This is a genomic window from Bradyrhizobium altum (assembly GCF_020889705.1).
GTDB classification, from domain to species: Bacteria; Pseudomonadota; Alphaproteobacteria; order Rhizobiales; family Xanthobacteraceae; genus Bradyrhizobium; species Bradyrhizobium altum.
Window position 1 is genome coordinate 1 of the sequence record NZ_JACMYP010000167.1, and the last position, 20565, is coordinate 20565.

A 20565-nucleotide genomic window follows, 5' to 3' on the forward strand; every position below is an offset into this window, starting at 1 on the left:
ATGCGTACGTTCTTCGCGCCATCATTTGTCCTACTCCGGACGCAAGTCTGTCCTTCAACGCGGATGCGGAGCCGCCAAGTCTTCAATCCGGCAGCGACAATTTGTGGGTCTCATCGCGACTAAGAGACCGTAGGCTCCTTCGGGGTTGCCGGACGATCAATGGCGCAAGACTGCGCCGCCGTCGTGCAACGCGAAATCTGGTGTCTGGCGGCCTCGCTCGCGCTCGGCAAATCACTCGGCCGAACTTTGGCGTACAGCAGCTCAAATCGCCGCGAACGGCCTAAATCGGCATATTTATAAGCAAAATCAATGGCTTATGTGTCATTTTAAGGCTTGAAAGCCACTTTTTTTGATGTCATTCTAATTGCAAGCTGATTCGCGGCTCTGTGTCGGCGCACGCCAAATGAACGAGGACGGACTCGCCTTCACCGCTACCCCCGCAGATGCGTTACTGAGGCCGTACAGCGCGCCCCCTAAATCGGTCGCCTAGACACGATGGGAGCAAGCCGGACCATCTACAAGCGGCCCGGCAAGTTGAGAAGGCCCCGATTTCGTAACCCGGGCGCGAGTCGCCTAGCGGTCGATCACGCGTCGTTACTGGTCGATACGGTCTGCCGCCTGGCTGGGTCAGAAAATCTGCTTAGCGCAGAATCCAATCGACTACGACATGCGATTCTAAATCAGGATACACCGCAGCTATTCGAGCACTTATTGAAAGCGTTTTCGCTTCAAGGCATCAGTGATCATGCGGCACGCACCTACACGCATGATCATGGCAGCCCTGCCTGGCTCGACCTACAGCAGGCCACCTCTCAACCTCCAACTTGCTCGAAGCTGCGCAGCTACTGGAGTTTTCACGGCTGCGGTTATCGGAAAGATAGCCGAACGTGCGCCCAGCCAAAAATCACTTCTTACTGTTCGTTACCTCGACATGACCTGCGCAATGGACGTTTGAATCAAACCACTTACTCGCTCTTCTTGTTTATCCGCGATGTTGCGGACAGCAACTTGGTTAAGTGGATCGATCACGCGCTTGATCAAGCGAGTTTGAGCGGCAAAGCCAAGCATCGCGCCGTGCGGATGCGAAGTGCCTTGATCGAACCGCTTCGGAACGTTTTCGGCGTGTCCGACAAATTGCTGAATATGGCTCTGGCTGACATCTTGATGGCCGCGCCGCCGACCAAGCCAATCTGGATAGAGGCAGGCTCGGGCATGATCGCCATCGACACGCTGGTGCACAACTTTTTACTACGAACCGGCATCCAACGCAGACTCGGAGCGAAGCACGTTTTTGGACCTGCCTGCTACGCAACAGGCGGATGCGCCGACATCATCGCTCGGATCGCGCCACAAATTGACGCAAGCCAATACAACCCGGACTACCCGCGTACTTTTCCAAGGTTCGTCCAGCATGCAATCTGGAGGTGGTGCGCTCAATTGGAGCTCGGTGTTTGTAACGGCAATAACATTGATGATCGATTTCGATGCGTCAACAAGAGTTGTCCGTTGTTTCATAGCTGCGAGCGCGTGGCTCTGCATGACTGACGCAAGAGCTACGAGATGAGGCCGCATCCAACAGATAGACAGATGTGACCCGCAATCATCACTTAGCCCACCACTTGAGGCCCGCTCGGGCCTCTTTTGATTCTAGAGGAGAGCTCTGCATGCCCAAGAAGCCAACGAAACCCAAAACAACCAAAAGACCTTCTGCCAAGACCATCATCATGTTCGGACTGGATAAGGACCGCAAACCCCATGCGGCACGCTTCACCGGCGAGAACGAAGCGCTGTTAGCAAGAGCTGCCGCAGCGATGGGTCTGCGGTTAGCGGTTCCAGTCACCAGGAAGCACTTTGAGATTACGAGCAAGCTACCGGTCGGTCGAATACATGCCACCGGCAATGGCCTCGTGCCGAGTGTCGATCAACAACTCTATGATCAGATCAATTCGTTAGTGGGTGGCGAGCCCGGCGCGATTTCTACGTTACTTCCCAAGACTTGGTCACAGCTCGCGCCTGGTCATCTCGTCATCGCCCAAGACACCGTTGATGATGGCTGGTGGCCTGCGATTGTCACGAAGCGAAGCAACGACACTTTAACGCTAAGGTGGCGCGACTACCCGAGCACGTCTGAGTTCGTGCGACCGCTCAGCTCAGTCGCACTATTGAACAGCGATTAAGACCTTTCAAATCGCTCCGCTTTCCGTGGCTCAAGTCGCTAGTACGGCTTGAGCCTTTCGTTTGCCCCCTACAACCCATCAAGGACGTGACAAATGATGGCCCAGAAAGAAACCATTCGCTCTCTTAACGATGAACTTCGCCGCGATCTCACCCGTGGTGCCGCATTCATGACGCCAGGTGTGGCGGCTCTAGGGCCAGACTTGGCGGAGCGCATCTTTGACGCGATTACGCTGTACGACGATTTCTGCAAAGACTCGGACCCGTACGGAGAGCACGACTTCGGATCGCTCCAAGTCGAAGACCACACCATCTTCTTCAAGATCGACTATTTCTCGAAAGACATGGCGATGGGATCACCCGATCCATCAGATCCTTCTCTGACGAAACGCATCATCACAATCATGCTTGCGGAAGAGTACTAGGTCGTTCAACGCTTCCTTTTTGCGCTGACCCGGGAACGTCGAATTTGTGCGCGAGGGCGACGTCCGCTCTTCAACGGCTTTGGCTGTTGCTCGCCAGGTGACGGCTTGCGTAGCAGCTCGGACACATGGACCCCGAGAACTGCCGCGAACCGATCTAAAACTCCGACGGTTGGGTTTTCTTCCGCACGCTCTAATCGTCCAACATAACTGCGGTCAACCTCGGCATCGACAGCCAGTGCCTCTTGAGACAATTCCTGCTGAACGCGGAGTCGTCGCAAATTCCAAGCCACTAGTTGTCGCCCCTCCATCCCGCAAGGCAACCACCTAGCGGTCCATTAAACCACGGTATATAATGTCCGTGTTTATTTATTGATCTGAGAATGATGAGCCGTCCGACGGAGTGAATGCCAACGACGGCTCTGCCCGGCACCAGCGGTGTCGGCCTACAACGTTATTGGGGATAGCGAATGACTGACCAAATTTCCGCAATGCCGCCACCGATACCGAATGAGAACGAATGGTATTACAGCGACAACGGAGCCAGGAAAGGCCCAGTGTCGGCGTCAGCGATCCGAGAACTTCTCGCCAAAAAGAAGCTCGACTCAACTGATCAAGTTTGGCGTCGGGGAATGAAGGATTGGCAATCGATTAGAGATAGCGATCTAGGCGCACTGGTTAATGCCGAACCACCACCACTCTCTGGAGCACAAGTTAGCAACACTTTGGTGTGGATCGTAGCTTTCATTCCAATGATCTTTGGCATCATTGATATTGCGCTTGCATCCGACCCGAGCATTTCGTTTGCACGAGCAGTAAGCCAAGGCGGAGGTCTTCCATGGAAAGAGAGGGAGGTGCCTCTACTCGCCTATACGGTAGTGTATGGGCTACTGTGTATCTGGGACGAATACCGTTTGGAGAAAGCAGGCTATTCCAAAGGCGTCGGAATGAAGTTTCTCGCCCTATTCATCGTCCCCGTTTATCTTTTTGTTCGCGCTAATAAACTCAAACAGCGGCCGACCTACGCGATAACTTGGGTAGTTCTGTTTGTTCTTTTCCTATTTTTGGTGGCCGCTGCGCAATCGTGATGTTGAATGAGGGTATCAGGCGAATGATGCAGGCGGGCCATTGTTGTTGCCCGCCTCTTGCAAAAGACTGACAAAACGATCTTTCATCGCGGCGCTAAAGAATCACGAATCCTTGGCGATTCTCGCCTCGCGCGCCGCCTGAAATGTCGCTTTGAACAAAGCCAATCCCCTGCATTCTCCGCGACGCTAATTTTCGGCATCGCAGTTTACAGGAGTGATGCTAATGGAATCCTCGTCGAGAGTCCTTCTCAAATCCGAGCGCAAAATCATCGAGCGGATCACCAAGATACGAGAGACGGCTGACTTTGTATCCAGGAGCAAGCGCCGGTTCTCTGAGTATCGATACCTTCGAGCTGTTCTGCGAGGCTACCGATATCTCGCCGATAAAGAGCTTCTTTCGGCCCTGATGGAAAGCGCACCCGCCGTCCTAATCGTTCCTGTACGGGCGAATTGGCATCCGATCCGAGTTATTATCGAGGCCACGATGTGGAGTGAAATCGATTACCGGACACGCAGCAGATGGACTCGGGCTTTGCAGCACGCCGTCGCTAGGGGGATCGATCCGGACCAGCTGCCGAGATTTTTCCGGGCGAATAATGGCATTGCCGGATGCGCAGACCTAGCGAGTAAGACCGGGTCGAAATAGGCTTAAGCCCAATTAATTGCTGACCGTGCTGGACGGCGGAAGGGAAGCAACGGATTGGTCGCGGAGAGTTAAGCCGGTTAGCGGTCAGCGTAGGCGGTCAAAGTAGCAGGGTTATCTCGACAGATTGGCTGGCAATGAAAAAATTCCAGCCGTCTTAACCCTCAGAACAGCCCGCTCACGGACAGCGCGAGTAGCATGGTCTACAAACGCTAGGATTTTGGGACCCGAACATTCGGATTGATCGACCGGTTTTGGACCTTGGAAATCCAAAACCAGTTGCTGTGGACAAGTCTCAGCGGGGCCTTGCTTTGACATTCCACCACCATCCCAATGATTCGTTAACGGGCAGTATCTTCTTTTGCTTCCAGGTCTGCAATCACTTTTGATTCGTATTCAACAGGCCCGTCTAGCGGAACACGAAAAAGCGGAACGGCCAGTTTGGGTGATTGTCGGGCGAATTTACCCCCGATCTTCCGGTCCGACTTCTTCTTAAACAAGGTCAGATAGTGCTGCGGAGCTATGCCATCATACTGCCGAAATACGACCCGTTTCTTATCTTCGGGGTCTTCGCTTATGGCATCATTATGCAGAGCTATCGCTAAGCTTTTTTTGTAGGGTTCGATATACACGACGGACGAAATGCCTGCGGCAACTATGTGCCGAGCGCAATTGTGGCAGGGGTACGTCGTTGTGAACAACGTTGCTCCGACGAGAGAATGCCTTCCTTCACGCGCGACTGCTAATATCGCCTCCATTTCCGCGTGGATAGCACGCGAGAATTCGGTCAGATCATCAACCTCATTTCCTCTGAGTAGTTCGCGAACTTGGGCCTCCGTCGCATCCTCTTTGAGTAAACCGGATGAAGCAATCGCTTTCGCGATACTCTCCGATATCCCGGAGCGGCGCATATCGTTGTGACAAATTTTCATACCCCACTTAAAGCAGCGGTGGTCCCCGTCTTGGATGCTTTCTTTTTCAGGGTCCCAGCGAAACTGATCATCCTCTGTGTAAATGCCGCCCTTAAATTTAGGTACGTCATTCCAACCCACTGAAATCAATTCCCCGGAAGACGAGATTATTGCTGCTCCAACTTGCCGTGACATACAGGCCGAGCCCGCCATCGCTGCGGTCGCTTCGTACATGGCTGACTCGTGTCGAGTGGGAGTATGAATATTAGTATCAAACACAATTTCCAAATACCGTTGGAGTCTTCTTTCGAGTTCATCAGGCTTCTTGTCGTTGCATATGAAAAAATCCGCTTGAGTAAAAATCTTTCGCGTATTCTGGCCAAAAGTAGCAATTTCGCCAGCATCGCGACTGATGACCGTGCGCACTTCGCTGTCCACAGCGCCATCGTTCAGCAACCGCTGTTTGCGGATTTCGTCTGGAGCAAATACGCCGATAACGCACAACGTCTCGCGGTAGATTTGGCGAAGCAACTCTAGTTCTTCTAGGTTCTTTATTGAATCAATTATGTATGCTCTTCGTCCAGGCAACATCGCTCCGTTTGCTGCGTACCCGTTTTTTCCTTGGCGATATTTGGCAATGCTCTCGACAGCCTTCTCGGCAAGGTAATTGCTGCCAAACTTTTCGCGGAGCTTGTTTCCAGCGTTTTGCATATGTGTGATGTACTGGCTCAGCGGGGCAGGAACTTCGCCACTAGATACCCGGTGAGCTTCGTTTCGGATAAAGCTGCTCAACTTAATGACGGGCGCAACGTCGTACCCGAACTGATGGGTCAGAATCTTTTCGATGAATGCCGCAGAGGTCGAGACCCCTGAACCGACTGGACCAACCAGCGCTATTATCAGCTCCTCGGACAGTCTGTCGGATATGTCTGCTGCTAAGGTTTTTTGATCAGCAGTTGGCTTTCTCAGTAAAACTGGCTCTGGCATTAATCCCCCGGCACAACCTAGTAGTGATTATTAATCCGAATTCCCGGAAAGCCTGTAAAGGTCTTTGACACTGGGTGCTTACTTCTCAGTGGGTTAGGAAGGGCCAACCAGCATCCAAATAGCCGCGCGAGAATTGCGACGACGACGCACAATCGGGGATAACTGCGAGTACATCACCCAACATGCCACGAGCGCACTCGTGGGATTGGCGATCCGCAAGACACCGGCAGAACAGGTCCGCACTCAGCTTGCCAAGCCTTTCGGTGGCGACACGGTGGCGACATAGCCAGAAAACAAGAAAGCCGCCCTATTGGCGGCTTCCTAAAAACCTCAAAATATCAGAGGCTTGTTTGGTTGCGGGGATAGGATTTGAACCTATGACCTTCAGGTTATGAGCCTGACGAGCTACCGGGCTGCTCCACCCCGCGTTAAACCGTTGCGTGCCTTGCAGAAAGAGTGCCCGAGCCGGTCGGCCAACGCATCAGATGGCGCCGATCGATCCGTCCGGAGGGCTTCCTGAGAAGGCGACCCGGGCCGAAGCCATCGGGTGCGAGGGGTATGTATCAACGTGAGTACGGTTTGGAAAGCCCCGGATGCGGGTTTTTGAGGATTTTGTGACGCTGAAATCGGCGGTTTTCCTGGCAAATTTACCGCCGGGAACCGGCCTCTTGCCAGATCGCGCGCAAAAGCGGAGCTTGGCGCCAACAAAATCCGTCAAGGACACGTCATTCGAGGGGAAACGCCATGGACCGGCCATTGAAGAGCCCGGGGCTGCATGCGCTTGAGGACACCTTTCACCGCCAGGTCGAGTTGTCGCGCAGCGAGCCGGCGCCGACATTGCAGGCGCGGCTCGACCGGCTGCGCCGCCTGCGCGCCGCGCTGACCGAGAACGAGGCGCGATTCGAGGCCGCGATCTCGGCCGATTTCGGCCACCGCTCCACCGTCGAGACCGCGGTCGCCGAGACCATGCTGGTGCTCGGCGAGATCAAGCATGCGGCCAAGCACCTCAAGGGCTGGATGGCGCCCGAGAGGATTCCGACCACGGTGCAGTTCGCGCCGGCCAGGAACCGGCTGATCCCGCAGCCGCTCGGCGTGGTCGGGATCATCGCGCCCTGGAATTATCCGCTGCAGCTGACCCTGGCGCCCACAGTCGCCGCGATCGCCGCCGGCAACCGCGCCATCATCAAGCCGAGCGAGCTGGTGCCGCGCTTCGCCGAGCTGCTGGCCGAGGTGATCGAGAAGAAATTCGACACCACCGAGCTCGCGGTCACCGATATCGACGACGACATCGTAAGGGCCTTTGCCGGCCTGCCGTTCGATCATCTGATCTTTACCGGCTCGACCCGCGTTGGCCGGCTGGTCGCGGAAGCGGCCGGCCGCAACCTGACACCGGTGACGCTCGAGCTCGGCGGCAAATCGCCCGCGATCGTCGACGGCTCCGCCGACCTCGACGAAGCCGCGCAGCGCATCGCCTACGGCAAGCTGCTCAATGCCGGCCAGACCTGCATCGCGCCCGATTACGTGCTGGTGCCGCAAGCCTCGGTGCAGCCGTTCGCGATGCGGCTGCAGGGCCACATGCAGCACATGTTCGGCACCGATCCGAAAAATCCCGACTACACCTCGATCGTCTCGGACCGGCACTATGCCCGGCTCGAGGGCCTCGTCGCCGACGCCGCCGCGAAGGGCGCGACCATCATGCAGCCGGCCGCGCCCAACGATCCCGAGTGGAAGGCGAGGCGCAAATTCCCGCCGACCGTCATCGTCGATGCGACGCCTGAGATGACAGTGATGCAGGAGGAGATCTTCGGACCGCTGTTGCCGGTCATGGGCACGCGCGACGCCACCGAGACGATCGCCTTCATCAACCGGCGCGACCGCCCGCTGGCGCTGTACTGGTTCGGCACCGACAACGCCGCCCGCGATCAGGTGCTGGCGCGCACGGTGTCGGGCGGCGTCACCGTCAATGATTGCCTGTTCCATTTCGCGCAGGCCTATCAGCCGATGGGCGGCGTCGGTGCGTCCGGCACCGGCGCCTATCACGGCGAATGGGGATTCAAGACGCTGACCAAGCTGAAGCCGGTGTTCTACCGCTCACGCTTCAACCGGCTCGCCGATCTCTATCCGCCCTACGGCGCGAAGGTCGCGCGGCTGGAGAAGCTGATGCGGCTGTTGTCGTAGGGACTGTCGTTCCGGGGCGCGAAGCGAACCCGGAACCTTGAGATTCCGGGTTCGATGCTAGCGCATCGCCCCGGAATGACGCCAAGAAACTGGGGGAAACATACGTGACTGACACATTCGATTTCGTGGTGGTGGGCGCCGGCTCCGGCGGCTGCGCGGTGGGGGGGCGGTTGTCGGAGGATCCGGCGACCTCGGTGGCGGTGCTCGATGCCGGCGGCAAGAACGACAATTGGGTGGTGACCACGCCCGGCGCCATCATTCTCATGCTCTCGAGCAAGCTCAACAACTGGGCATTCGACACGGTGCCGCAGAAGGGCCTGAACGGCCGCATCGGCTATCAGCCGCGCGGCAAGGGGCTCGGCGGCTCGAGCGCCATCAATGCCATGGTCTATATCCGCGGTCATCGCGCCGACTACGATCACTGGGCTTCGCTCGGCAATGCGGGCTGGAGCTACGCCGACGTCCTGCCCTACTTCAAGCGCTCGGAGAACAACACCGAACTCGACGGTGAATATCACGGCAAGGGCGGCCCGCTCAACGTCACGGGCCTGCAGTCCGACAATCCGGTCAAGGAGACGTTCTTGCAGGGCGCGCGCGAGGCGCAGTTCCGGATCCGCGACGATTTCAACGGCGCCGAACAGGAAGGGCTCGGCATCTACCAGGTGACCCAGAGGAATGGGGAGCGCTGGAGCGCGGCACGGGGCTACATCCATCCCCACATGGGCCGCCGGCCCAATTTGCGCATCGAGACGCAGGCGCAGGCGACCCGCATCATCTTCGAGGGCAAGCGCGCCGTCGGCGTCGAATACGTGCAGGGCAAGGAGAAGAAGGTGCTGCGCGCGCGGCGCGAGGTCATCCTCTCGGCCGGTGCATTCCAGTCGCCGCAATTGATGATGCTGTCGGGTATCGGCGACGCCGCGGCGCTCGGCAAGCACGGCATCGCCAGCGTGCATCATCTGCCGGGTGTCGGACAGAACCTGCAGGATCACCCTGATTTCGTGTTCGGCTTCGCCTCCGACGCACCTTATTTCTCGGGACTGTCGTGGAGCGGCATCGGGCGGATCATCAAGGGGATCGGGCAATACCGGCGCGAACGGCGCGGCCCGATGACCTCGAACGTCGCCGAATGCGGCGGCTTCCTGAAGACGCGGCCTGAGCTCGACGTCCCTGACATCCAGCTGCATTTCTGCATGGCCATGGTGGAAGACCACGGCCGCAAGCCGCGCTGGGGCACCGGCTTCTCCTGCCATGTCTGCCTGCTGCGCCCGGCAAGCCGCGGCAGCGTGTGGCTGAACAGCGCCGATCCGCTCGCGGCCCCCGCGATCGATCCGAATTTCTTCGGCGAGGACAGCGACGTCGAGACCATGGTCGCAGGCTTCAAGATGACGAAGCGGCTGCTCGACACGCCGGCGCTGCGCGCGTTGCAGCAGAAGGACATGTTCACATCAGATGTGCGCACCGACGACGACATCCGCAACATCCTGCGGGCGCGCTCCGACACCGTCTATCACCCGGTCGGCACCTGCAGGATGGGCACCGGCGATCCGCTCGCGGTGGTCGATCCGAAGCTGCGCGTGCACGGCCTCGAAGCGTTGCGCGTGGTCGATGCCTCGATCATGCCGACGCTGATCGGCGGCAACACCAATGCGCCGACCATCATGATCGGCGAGAAGGCCGCCGACATGATCAAAGCGGAGATGCGGGCGGGGTAACCAAATGCCGTCGCAAGGCCGCACTGGCAAAATATCGAAAACAACCCCATGCACAGTAGCCGGCGAGCGCCGGCGTTCGACACGGTGACTTGACTCGTCGGGCAACTCAGCGGTATTCTTCTATTATTCCGAAGTCGCGTACCGTCGTCCCTGCCTAGTGCGCAATTGATGGGTCCCTGCTGTCGCAGGGACGACGATGAGGATGGTCTCGATTCAAGCGTCGTAGCCCGGATGGAGCGACAGCGAAATCCGGGACCTTGCCCACACGGCCCCGGATTTCGCGGGGCCTGTCATCGGGCGCGCGTTCGCGCGACCCGTTGGCTTCATCCGGGCTACGCACCTGACCCGCACCGTCATTGCGAGGAGCGAAGTGACGAAGCAATCCATAGCCGCCGCAAGCGGAAACATGGATTGCTTCGCTTCGCTCGCAATGACGCGCGGATTAGTTCAGCAAAAACCCGCCATCGACCGTCACCACGGTGCCGGTCATGTAGCGCGAGGCGTTGGAGGCGAGCAGCATGATCGCGCCGTCGAGATCGGCTTCGGCGCCGACGCGGCGCTGCGGAATCCGCTTTGCGAGCCGCTCGCCCGCCGGCGTCGACCAGAAATCATGGTTCATCTCGGTGTCGATATAGCCCGGCGCCAGCGCGTTGACGCGGATGTTGTTGCCGGCGAGCTCCAGCGCCATCGCCTTGGTGCCCTGGATCATGCCGGCCTTGGAGATCGCATAGGGCGAAACCGCCTTGAGCACACCCTGCCCGAGCACGGAGGCGACATTGATGATGTTGCCCGGCTGCTTGCGCAGGATCATGCGCCGCGAAAGCTCGGTGGCGAGGAAGTAGGCGCCCTTCAGATTGGCGTTGACGACTGCGTCCCAGTCCGCCTCGGTCTGCTCGGTGGAGAGCTTCTCGATCGCGATGCCGGCATTGTTGATCAGGACCGAGACCGGACCGAGCGCGGCTTCCGCGGCGTCGAGTGCTTTCGCAATGCCGGAAATATCGCGACGTCGATCTGCACCGCGGCGGCGCGGCCGCCCTTGGCCTTGATCTCGTCCGCGAGGCTTTTTAGCTTCGCGGTCTGGCGCGCTGCCAGCACCACCGCAGCGCCATGCGCCGCCAGCACACGGGCGAATTGCCGCCCGAGCCCTTGCGAGGCGCCGGTGATGAGGATGATTTCTTTACTGACATCGAATAGGTCGGACATCGGCAGGTTCCCGGATTGAAGCGGACGAGTGATAGCGACAATTGTCCCTGATGTAAGCAGGTTTGATCAACCAGGGGACCGCGGGAGATTGGGGCAGGAATCCTTATCCATGAACCTCTTCGACATCGTCGTGACGCTCGGGTTGTTGTTCGCGGTCGTCACCGGCTTCACGACCGGCCTGCTGCGCAGCGCGGTCACCATCCTGGCCTATCTCGTCGCGATGCCGCTCGCCGTCGCGGCAATGGCGCTGATCGGGCCCCACGTCGCGACGCTGCCGTCGTCGCCGTTCCCGCCCAACGGGGTGCTGCTGTTCGGCCTCTTCCTACTGATCGGCGTCATCCTCGGAAAGATGGCGCGGACGATGCTCGACGACACCATCGGTTCGGAGATCGGGATCGGCGACCGGCTCGGCGGCGCGCTGCTCGGCGCGATCAGGGTCGGCCTCGTCGTGACCACGCTGGTGCTGGTGTTTGATCAGCTGGTGCCGTTGGCGAGGCAGCCACAATTCCTCAACGGATCGCAATTGCGGCCGTGGTTCTCCGCTGCCGGACAGGCCGGATTCCGCTCGCTGCCGCCCGAAGCCACCATGGCGATCGAGCGGCTGCGGCGGGAGCAGCGCATCTAACCTGCTGCGCTCGCCCGTCTGTTCCTGCCCGGCATGCACTTATGCATTGCACGTCCCTTACCGGCGCCGCCGGGCTTGGCTAGACTGGCGCCAGCGAAGCTTTACAAACCAATCTGACATCACAGGGAGTGAACTCGTGGATCTTGGAATCAAAGGCCGCCGCGCCATCGTCTGCGCATCGAGCAAGGGACTGGGCCGCGCCTGCGCGATTGCGCTCGCCAACGAGGGTGTGCATGTGACACTGACGGCGCGCGGCGCCGAGGCGCTGAAGCAGACCGCCGACGAGATCCGTAAAGGCCATCCCGGCGTCACCGTCACCGAGATCGTCGGCGACATCACGACGGTGGCGGGACGCGAAGCCGTGCTCAAGGCCTGCCCCGATCCGGACATCCTGATCAACAATGCCGGCGGCCCGCCGCCGGGCGATTTCCGCAACTGGACCCGCGACGACTGGATCAAGGCGATCGACGCCAACATGCTGACGCCGATCGAGCTGATCAAGGCGACCGTCGACGGTATGATGGCGCGCAAGTTCGGCCGCATCGTCAATATCACTTCGGCGGCGGTGAAGGCGCCGATCGAGATTCTCGGCCTGTCCAACGGCGCCCGCGCCGGCCTCACCGGCTTCGTCGCCGGCCTGTCGCGCAAGACCGTGATCAACAACGTCACCATCAACGGCCTGCTGCCGGGCCCGTTCGAGACCGATCGTCTGCGCGGCACGGCGAAGCCCGAGGCCGAGAAGCGCGGCATCTCGGCCGAGCAGGTCCTGGCCGAGCGCGCCAAACTGAACCCCGCCGGCCGCTTCGGCCATCCCGACGAGTTCGGCTACGCCTGCGCCTTCCTGTGCGGCGCCAAGGCCGGCTTCATCACCGGGCAGAACCTGCTGCTCGACGGCGGCGCCTTCCCGGGTACGTTATGAGAGCGGTTTGGTACGAAAGGACCGGCGCGGCGCCGACGGTGCTCACCGTCGGCGAAATGCCGACGCCAGACGCCGGCCCTGGCGAAGTCCGGGTTCGGCTCGAGGCTTCCGGCGTCAATCCGGCCGACGTCGGCCGCCGCAGCGGCAACTATCGCGCGATGGAGTTTCCGTGCGTGATTCCGAACAGCGACGGCGCGGGGATCATCGACCAGATCGGTGAAGGCGTGACGCGTTTTGCCGTCGGCGATCGCGTCTGGCTGTTCAATGGCCAGCGCAACGGCCGCGCCTTCGGCACCGCGGCCGAGTACATTACGCTTGCCGATTATCTGGTGACGCCGCTGCCGCAGGACGTGTCGTTTGCGGCCGGCGCAACGCTCGGCATCCCCTGCATGACCGCGTGGTGCGCGCTGTTTGCCGACGGTCCAATCTCCGGGCAAACGGTGCTGGTCACCGGCGGCGCTGGTGCTGTCGGTCACTACGCGGTGCAATTGGCAAAATGGGGCGGCGCGCGCGTGATTGCGACCGTGAGCTCGCAGGTCAAGGACGTGGAGGCGCGGCTTGCCGGCGCCGATACGGTCGTCAATTACCGGACCGAGGACGTCGTCTCCAAGGCGATGGCCTTCACCGAGAACCGCGGCGTCGACCGCGTGATCGACGTCGATTTCGGCGGCAACCTCGCGACCACGCTGAAGATCATGGCGTTGAACTCGACGATCGCGGTCTATGCCACCAACGGCAACCGCACGCCTGTGCTGCCAATGCGCGAATTGATGGAGAAATGCATCACGGTGCGCTCGCTGGCGTTGTTCGCGCTGCCGCCGCCGCTACTCGCCGCCGCGCAGGCCGACATCACGAACTGGCTGGAGTCGGGCACCCGCGTGCACAACATCGCCGGGCAATTCGCGCTGGCGGAGACCGCCGAGGCCCATCTCGCCGTCGAGAAGGGCGACAAGATCGGCACCGTGATCGTCGACTGCGCGCGATGATAGGCACGCGCGCTCTCCCTCTCTCCGCAGGCGGGGCGAGGTGAAGTGGGGCGCTTGCTTGATCCATTGCGCCGGCGCGCGGAAGCCCGCATGATCCGGCGAGAAACAAGAAACCGAGGGCACGCCGCATGCAATGGAAGATCGGCAAGGTCAAAATCACAAAAGTCGTCGAGCTCGAGACCGTCGGCAGCACACGCTTCATCCTACCGCTGGCCGGCCGGGAGGAGATCCAGAGCCTGCCTTGGCTGATCCCGCATTTCGCCAATGAGGATGGCCGGCTGAAAATGTCGATCCATTCGCTGCTGGTCGAGACGCCGGAGCACCGCATCATCGTCGACACCGGTCTCGGCAACGACAAGCAGGGCCGCAACGTGCCGACCTGGAACAACCGCAGCGATCCGTTCCTGGAGAAGCTGACCGCGGCCGGATTTGCACCTGACAGCATCGACACCGTGCTGTGCACGCATCTGCATGTCGATCATGTCGGCTGGAACACGAAACTCTCCGGCGGCAAATGGGTGCCGACCTTCGCCAATGCGCGTTACGTGTTCGGCAGGACCGAATTCGAGCACTGGCGCGACCACAGCGGCGATGCCGCGCATGCTGCCGTGTTCGCCGACTCGGTGAAGCCGATCGCGGATGCCGGCAAGGCCGAGCTGGTGCCGAGCGATCATCGCCTCAGCGAGGAGATCACGCTGATCCCGACGCCGGGTCACAGCCCCGGCCACATGAGCATCCACATCAAGTCCGGCGGCGAGGAAGGATTGCTGACCGGCGATGTCGCGCATCACCCCTGCCAGATGTATCACCTCGACTGGTCGTCGACCGCGGATTCCGACCAGAAGCAATCGGCCGCGACGCGGCGCGAATTGTTCTCGCGTTTCGCCGACACGCCGACGCCGGTGATCGGCGGACATTTCAATGCCGGCCACATCAAGCGCGACGGCGACGCGTTCAGGTTCATCGCGCTCGCATGATCGGCCCGAACCGGCCTTGAATAAAGGCTTGGCTGCAATGCAACGCGCTCATGGCGGTTGAATTTCCGCCCGCGCTGTTCCATGAAGCGTGTCGAGGTATACCAGTAACAATCCTCAAGACATCGTAGGGAGTGATCAACATGAAGCTTGTTCGTTATGGCGAAAAGGGTGCGGAAAAGCCCGGTCTGATCGACAAATCCGGCCAGCTCCGCGACCTCTCGGCCCATCTGAAGGACCTGACCGGCGAAGCCTACACGCCGGAATCGCTGAAGAAGCTTTCCGCCCTCGATCCCGCCTCCCTGCCCGCCGTCTCCGGCAAGCCGCGCTTCGGCGCTCCGGTCACCGGCATCTCGAAGTTCGTCGCGATCGGCCTGAACTATTCCGACCACGCCAAGGAAACCGGCGCTCAGATCCCGACCGAACCGATCATCTTCATGAAGGCGAATACCTCGCTGTCCGGCCCGAACGATGCCGTCGAGAAGCCGCGCGGCTCGACCAAGCTGGATTGGGAAGTCGAGATCGCCGCGATCATCGGCACCCGCGCCAAATACGTCTCGGAAGCCGACGCGCTCAACCACGTCGCCGGCTATTGCGTCTGCAACGACGTGTCCGAGCGCAACTTCCAGACCGAGCGCCTCGGACAGTGGACCAAGGGCAAGTCGCACGACACCTTCGGCCCGGTCGGCCCGTGGCTCGCGACCAAGGACGAAATCGCCGATGTGCAGAACCTGTCGATGTGGCTCGACGTCAACGGTCAGCGCCGCCAGACCGGCTCGACCAAGACCATGATCTTCACGATGGCGAAATGCATCTCCTACGTCTCGCAGTTCATGACGCTGCTGCCCGGCGACATCATCACGACGGGCACCCCGCCCGGCGTCGGTCTCGGTATGAAGCCGCCGACCTTCCTCAATGTCGGCGACGTCGTGACGCTCGGCATCGAAGGCCTCGGCGAGCAGCGCCAGGAAATCGTCGCGGCGTGATTTGCGGGATCGTCATCCCCGCGCAACGGCATCGCCGTTGTCGCTGGAGGAGCGCGCAACGCGCGCGTCTCGAAGGATGAGCCAAGGGCTCCGTCACCCCCGGTCAAACGGGTGATGGAAGAGCGTCGATCACGATCCATCCTTCGAGACGCGCGCCCAAGAAGGGCGCGCTCCTCAGGATGACGACTGTCTGTTCGGAAAGGGGTCATCCCATGAAACTCACCTTCTCTCCCGCCTCCCCGTTCGCCCGCAAGGTGCGCATCGCGGCGATCGAGCTTGGCCTGATCGACAAGATCGAGCTGGTGCCGGCCAGCGTCGCGCCGGGCACGGCCAACGACGAATATTCCAAGATCTCGCCGCTGAAGAAGCTGCCGGTGCTGATCCTCGACCATGGCGACATCATTTTGGATTCCTACGTCATCGTCGAATATCTCAACGAGATCGGCGGCGGCCGGCTGATCCCGGGCTACGGTCCGCGGCGCTGGCAGCTGAAGACCGATCATTCGCTGCTCAACGGCATGCTCGATTCCATGCTGCTGTGCCGCTACGAGAAGATGGTGCGCCCGCAGGGTTCGCTGTGGCAGGCCTGGTATGACGATCACTGGAACAGGGCCTGGGCCGGCATGGCGCGGTTCGAGAACCGGCCGGACGTGCTGAACGGCTCGTCGTTCGACATCGCGCAGATCGGCCTCGTCTGCGTGCTCGGCTACGCCGATTTCCGCTTTGCCGATTGTGGCTGGCGCAAGGCCTATCCCAAGCTCGACGCCTTCTACCAGAAAATGCTGGAGCGGCCGTCGGTGAAGATCTCGGCGCCGCCGCCGGCGTAGCAAAGAAGAGCGCGGGGAGAATGACGATGCGCGAATGCGTCCCCGCCTCTCGATTTTCAGCGCGAGCCCAGTGCTCGCGCTGACCGTCTCCGATCTCGACTTTGTGATGATGATGACGGCAGCCCGGTACAGCCCGCCGGAGCAAGACCTTGCGGCGATGGATATCCTCGCCAACATCAACATTCCCGCCGTGCGGGACGCGCACTGACCTCATCCAAGGAATCACCATGAGCCTGAAATTTGCCGCCGGCGATCTCACCATTCATCGCATTGTCGAGGAGGAAGGGCTGTTCCTGCCCGCGCAAGACATGCTGCCCGGACTAACACCGGAGCTGCTCGCGGAGAACCGCGCCTGGATGAAAGCGGCCGGCGCACTCGATGACAGCGACACGCTGATCCTGGCGTTCCAGTCCTACATCGTGAAGACGCCGCACCACACCATCCTGATCGACAGCTGCATCGGCAACGACAAGCCGCGGCCGGGGCGGCCGAGCTGGAACATGAAGACCGACGACAACTATCTGCGTGGCCTCGCGGCCGCGGGCTTTTCGGTCGGCGACATCGACTACGTGATGTGCACGCATCTGCATGTCGACCATGTCGGCTGGAACACGCGGCTCGAGAACGGCCGCTGGGTGCCGACCTTCCCGAACGCACGCTACGTATTCGACAAGAGCGAGTTCGACTACTGGACCGAAACCAACGCCAAGGCAGAGGTCCCGCCCTTCGTCGACAGCGTGCTGCCGGTGGTCGAAGCCAAGCGGGCCGACCTCGTCGGCAATGATTTTGCGATCGGCGATCACGTCCGCATCCTGCCGACACCCGGCCACACCCCGGGTCATGTCGCCTTCACCTTCGGCCGCGGCAAGGATGATGCGGTGTTTGCCGGCGATTTGATGCACTCGCCGATCCAGACGCTCTATCCGGAGTTGTCGCCGAAGTTCGACGTCGACCCGGCACTGGCCGCGAAGACGCGGCGCAGCTTCCTCGAGCGCTATTGCGACACCGATACGCTGTGCTGCCCCGCACACTTCCCCTCGCCGACGGTCGGCAAGATCAGGCGGAAGGGCAACGGGTTTGTGTGTGAGACGGTGAGATAAAATCGCCGCTCGCGCGCCCCACCTCGCCCCGCCTGCGGGGAGAGGTCGGATCGCATGCAGCGAAGCGAAATGCGATCCGGGTGAGGGGGTACAGGTCTCTCGGCTTACACCTCTTCGCGGATAGAGCCCCTCACCCCAACCCTCTCCCCGTAAAGAACGGGGAGAGGGAGTAGATCAATCGAACAAACTCGGCGTGTGGTTCACCACCGCGCCTTCGATCTGCAGCATCTTCAGCTTGGTGACCACGCCGCCATTGGCCGAGAAGCCGCCCGGCTTGTTGCCGGCCGCCAGCACCCGGTGGCAGGGCACCACGATCGGGCACGGGTTGCGGCCCAGCGCCTGCCCGACGTCGCGCGACAGCTCGACGCCGCCGAGCTGCTTGGCGATGTCGCCATAGGTCACGGTCTTGCCTGGCGGAATTCTCCGCGCGATGTCGTAGACGCCGCGGTTGAACTCCGGCACGCCGTCGAGATCGAGCACGATGTCGGCGAGGTCGTTCGGCTTGCCGGCCAGCAGCTCGATCATGCCGTCGATCGCGTGCTGCACCTCGGCCGGCGGCGCCGCCTCGGTGACATCGCCATTGCGCTGGAAGATGCGCTTGCGGGTTTTCTCCTCGGTGCCCATCGGCAGCTGCACGGCGGTGACGCCGTGCTCGCCCCAGACGACGCCGCAGGCGCCGATCATGGTCTCGAAGATTGCAAAATGCTGGCCGGTCATGGCTCACTCCAGATAGTCCTTCAGCTCACACGTTTGAGCCTGCTGTCGATCTGAAATCTAGGCTTGGAGAATGTTGCTATCCACCCGAATTCCGTGGGAACTTGGGCTAAATCAACAACATCTCCTGCCCTTTCGCGAGCCCCGAAATGCACAGCCTCCACGTCAACGGTTTCGACATGCCCTATCTCGATATCGGCGAGGGCCCGCCGCTGGTCTGCGTGCACGGCTCGCTGTGCGATTTCCGGATATGGTCGGCGGTGCTCGGCCCGCTGACGCGGCGGCATCGCGTGATCGCGGTCAGCCTGCGGCATTTCTTCCCGGCGCATTGGGACGGCGTTGGCGACACCTATTCGATCGCGCAGCATGTCGACGACGTGATCGCCTTCATCGAGACATTCGACACCAAGCCGGTCGACCTGATGGGGCATTCCCGCGGCGGCCATATCTGCTTCCGCGTCGCGCAGCGGCGGCCCGACCTGCTGCGCAAGCTGATCCTCGCCGAGCCCGGCGGCGAGCTCGACGAGAGCCTTGATCCTGATTTCAAGCCGGGCCCCTCGCCGCTGGCAGCACGCTTCGCGGCATGTGCCGCCGAGATCGCCAAGGGCGACATCGACGGCGGCTTGCAGATCTTCATGGACGCGCTCGAAGGCCCCGGCGCCTGGAAGCGGATTCCGGCGACCTCCAAGCAGCTGTTGCGCGACAATGCGACCACGCTCATCGGCCAGACCCGCGACCAGCGCCCGCCGTTCTCGAAAGCCGACGCGGAGGCGATCAAGACGCCGACACTGTTCATCGGCGGCGCCAACACCAAGGGCGTGCTGCCGAAGGTGCTGCACGCCCTTGCCGCCAATGTGAAGGGCGCGCGCACCGAGATGATCCCCGGCACCACGCATCCGATGTTCGAGCAGGCCCCGCAGCGCTATTGCGAGATCGTGCTGGAGTTTTTGGCGAGCTAGCTCGCGTCCACCTCGCCCCGCTTGCGGGGAGAGGTCGGATCGCATCGCAAGATGCGATCCGGGTGAGGGGGTACAGGTTCATCCACCCACGTCACTCGCGGAGAGAGCCCCTCACCCCAGCCCTCTCCCCGTGAAGAACGGGGAGAGGGGGATTCCTCAGACCTTCCATGCACCAACAGGCTGGCGCACAGCGACGTTCAGCCGGTTCCAGACATTGATCGCCGCGATCCCCAGCACCAGGGACGCGAGCTGCTGCTCGTCAAAATGCTTCGCCGCCTCGTCCCACACCGCGTCCGTCACCGGATCCTCGCGATCGCTGAGCCGGGTCACCGCTTCGGTCAGCGCCAGTGCGGCGCGCTCGGCTTCGGTGAAATACGGCGTGTCGCGCCAGGCCCCGACCGCGAACAGCCGCTCATCGGTCTCGCCCGCACGCCTGGCGAGCTTCGGGTGCATATCGACACAGACGCTGCAGCCATTGATCTGGCTGGCGCGCAGATGGACCAGCTCGAGCAGCTTTTCCGGCAGCGCCGGCTTGGTGCTCTCGCTGAGCGCCTGCAGCGCTTTCATGGCATCGGGAACAACCATCACCGGGTGGTTCATGCGGGCTTTCATCATCTCACTCTCCTGATTGGCCTTTTGACGCCGCCATGCCGATCTGCTGTCACATCGGCCTGGTTTCGTTCGTCATGGCCATGACGGAGTGGACAAAGGGAATGTGACCGATGGACGAGAAAAATTCTCTCACCGAACAGTTCGAGGCCAACCGGCCGCGCCTGCGCGCGGTGGCCTATCGCATGCTGGGTTCGACCGCCGAGGTCGACGACGCCGTGCAGGAGGCCTGGCTGCGGCTCGGTCGTACCGATGCCGCGACCGTCGATAATCTCGGAGGTTGGCTGACGACGGTGATCGCGCGGATCTGCCTCGACATGCTGCGCTCGCGCAAATCGCGCCGCGAGGAGCCGATCGGCCCGCACGTGCCGGAGCCGATCGCGGACAATCCGTCCGAGCGCGAGACCGAGATGGCCGACTCCGTCGGTGCGGCGCTGCTCGTGGTGCTGGAAACGCTGGCGCCGGCCGAGCGGCTGGCTTTCGTGCTGCACGACATGTTCGCGGTGCCGTTCGAGGAGATCGCGCCGATCGTCGGACGCACGCCGGC

General features: G+C 61.1%; 20 protein-coding genes, 1 tRNA gene and 1 pseudogene. 16 read left to right on the forward strand and 6 right to left on the reverse strand.

From position 1 onward, the window contains the following. Positions 1-711: 711 nt before the first annotated feature. The 3 genes from H8B02_RS31480 to H8B02_RS31490 all read left to right on the forward strand — a co-directional run bounded on the left by H8B02_RS31480 (position 712) and on the right by H8B02_RS31490 (position 2600). Positions 712-1545, forward strand: a complete 834-nt coding sequence (locus tag H8B02_RS31480; protein ID WP_229169785.1) for a hypothetical protein — start codon at positions 712-714, stop codon at positions 1543-1545. Positions 1546-1664: 119 nt separating this feature from the next. Beyond that, positions 1665-2177, forward strand: coding sequence for a hypothetical protein (locus H8B02_RS31485; protein WP_229169786.1), 513 nt, complete (start codon positions 1665-1667; stop codon positions 2175-2177). Positions 2178-2270: 93 nt separating this feature from the next. After that, positions 2271-2600, forward strand: coding sequence for a DUF3768 domain-containing protein (locus H8B02_RS31490; RefSeq protein ID WP_229169787.1), 330 nt, complete (start codon positions 2271-2273; stop codon positions 2598-2600). Between the two features lie 5 nt (positions 2601-2605). Here H8B02_RS31490 and H8B02_RS31495 read toward each other — a convergent pair whose 3' ends face one another. Continuing rightward, a complete protein-coding gene (locus H8B02_RS31495) occupies positions 2606-2908 on the reverse strand; it encodes a helix-turn-helix domain-containing protein (protein WP_229169788.1) in 303 nt (100 codons plus the stop codon). Between the two features lie 159 nt (positions 2909-3067). Between H8B02_RS31495 and H8B02_RS31500 the strand changes: the two genes are divergently transcribed. Further along, positions 3068-3685 carry a DUF4339 domain-containing protein gene (locus H8B02_RS31500; protein ID WP_229169789.1) on the forward strand — a complete coding sequence of 206 codons (618 nt, stop codon included), beginning with the start codon at positions 3068-3070 and terminating at the stop codon, positions 3683-3685. A gap of 984 nt (positions 3686-4669) precedes the next feature. On the opposite strand, the gene H8B02_RS31505 is transcribed toward H8B02_RS31500, so the two are convergent. After that, positions 4670-6226 (reverse strand): anti-phage dCTP deaminase, encoded by a 1557-nt coding sequence (locus tag H8B02_RS31505; protein ID WP_229169790.1) that lies wholly within the window; start codon positions 6224-6226, stop codon positions 4670-4672. Between the two features lie 351 nt (positions 6227-6577). After that, positions 6578-6654: transfer RNA gene (locus H8B02_RS31510), tRNA-Met, on the reverse strand. A gap of 316 nt (positions 6655-6970) precedes the next feature. Here H8B02_RS31510 and H8B02_RS31515 point away from each other — a divergent pair. Beyond that, positions 6971-8404, forward strand: a complete 1434-nt coding sequence (locus H8B02_RS31515; protein ID WP_229169791.1) for a coniferyl aldehyde dehydrogenase — start codon at positions 6971-6973, stop codon at positions 8402-8404. A gap of 104 nt (positions 8405-8508) precedes the next feature. Beyond that, positions 8509-10116, forward strand: coding sequence for a GMC family oxidoreductase (locus tag H8B02_RS31520; protein WP_229169792.1), 1608 nt, complete (start codon positions 8509-8511; stop codon positions 10114-10116). Positions 10117-10558: 442 nt separating this feature from the next. Here H8B02_RS31520 and H8B02_RS31525 read toward each other — a convergent pair. After that, positions 10559-11319: pseudogene (locus H8B02_RS31525) on the reverse strand (SDR family NAD(P)-dependent oxidoreductase). Between the two features lie 109 nt (positions 11320-11428). Here H8B02_RS31525 and H8B02_RS31530 point away from each other — a divergent pair. The 8 genes from H8B02_RS31530 to H8B02_RS31565 all read left to right on the forward strand — a co-directional run bounded on the left by H8B02_RS31530 (position 11429) and on the right by H8B02_RS31565 (position 17736). After that, positions 11429-11944, forward strand: coding sequence for a CvpA family protein (locus H8B02_RS31530; protein ID WP_229169793.1), 516 nt, complete (start codon positions 11429-11431; stop codon positions 11942-11944). 136 nt (positions 11945-12080) lie between these two features. Continuing rightward, positions 12081-12863 (forward strand): SDR family oxidoreductase, encoded by a 783-nt coding sequence (locus tag H8B02_RS31535; RefSeq protein ID WP_229169794.1) that lies wholly within the window; start codon positions 12081-12083, stop codon positions 12861-12863. Continuing rightward, positions 12860-13849 (forward strand): NADPH:quinone reductase, encoded by a 990-nt coding sequence (locus tag H8B02_RS31540; protein WP_229169795.1) that lies wholly within the window; start codon positions 12860-12862, stop codon positions 13847-13849. The genes H8B02_RS31535 and H8B02_RS31540 overlap by 4 nt, the downstream gene beginning before the upstream one ends. Before the next feature lie 128 nt (positions 13850-13977). After that, positions 13978-14826, forward strand: coding sequence for an MBL fold metallo-hydrolase (locus H8B02_RS31545; protein ID WP_229169796.1), 849 nt, complete (start codon positions 13978-13980; stop codon positions 14824-14826). Between the two features lie 140 nt (positions 14827-14966). Then, positions 14967-15809 (forward strand): fumarylacetoacetate hydrolase family protein, encoded by an 843-nt coding sequence (locus H8B02_RS31550; RefSeq protein WP_229169797.1) that lies wholly within the window; start codon positions 14967-14969, stop codon positions 15807-15809. A gap of 212 nt (positions 15810-16021) precedes the next feature. Then, complete coding sequence (locus tag H8B02_RS31555; RefSeq protein ID WP_229169798.1) at positions 16022-16636, forward strand: glutathione S-transferase family protein; 615 nt, start codon at positions 16022-16024, stop codon at positions 16634-16636. Positions 16637-16706: 70 nt separating this feature from the next. Continuing rightward, entirely contained in the window at positions 16707-16844 is a 138-nt protein-coding gene (locus H8B02_RS31560; RefSeq protein ID WP_229169799.1) for a hypothetical protein, read from the forward strand. 19 nt (positions 16845-16863) lie between these two features. Further along, complete coding sequence (locus tag H8B02_RS31565) at positions 16864-17736, forward strand: MBL fold metallo-hydrolase (protein ID WP_229169800.1); 873 nt, start codon at positions 16864-16866, stop codon at positions 17734-17736. 174 nt (positions 17737-17910) lie between these two features. Here H8B02_RS31565 and H8B02_RS31570 read toward each other — a convergent pair whose 3' ends face one another. After that, positions 17911-18453 carry a methylated-DNA--[protein]-cysteine S-methyltransferase gene (locus tag H8B02_RS31570; RefSeq protein WP_229169801.1) on the reverse strand — a complete coding sequence of 181 codons (543 nt, stop codon included), beginning with the start codon at positions 18451-18453 and terminating at the stop codon, positions 17911-17913. 146 nt (positions 18454-18599) lie between these two features. Here H8B02_RS31570 and H8B02_RS31575 point away from each other — a divergent pair, with 146 nt between their 5' ends. Next, on the forward strand, positions 18600-19409 hold the full coding sequence (locus H8B02_RS31575) for an alpha/beta fold hydrolase (RefSeq protein WP_229169802.1): 810 nt from the start codon (positions 18600-18602) through the stop codon (positions 19407-19409). Positions 19410-19565: 156 nt separating this feature from the next. On the opposite strand, the gene H8B02_RS31580 is transcribed toward H8B02_RS31575, so the two are convergent. Then, positions 19566-20021 (reverse strand): carboxymuconolactone decarboxylase family protein, encoded by a 456-nt coding sequence (locus tag H8B02_RS31580; RefSeq protein ID WP_194461630.1) that lies wholly within the window; start codon positions 20019-20021, stop codon positions 19566-19568. A gap of 110 nt (positions 20022-20131) precedes the next feature. Between H8B02_RS31580 and H8B02_RS31585 the strand changes: the two genes are divergently transcribed. Then, positions 20132-20565, forward strand: a 434-nt coding sequence (locus tag H8B02_RS31585; protein WP_229169803.1) for a sigma-70 family RNA polymerase sigma factor, incomplete at its 3' end; no start/stop codon positions are given.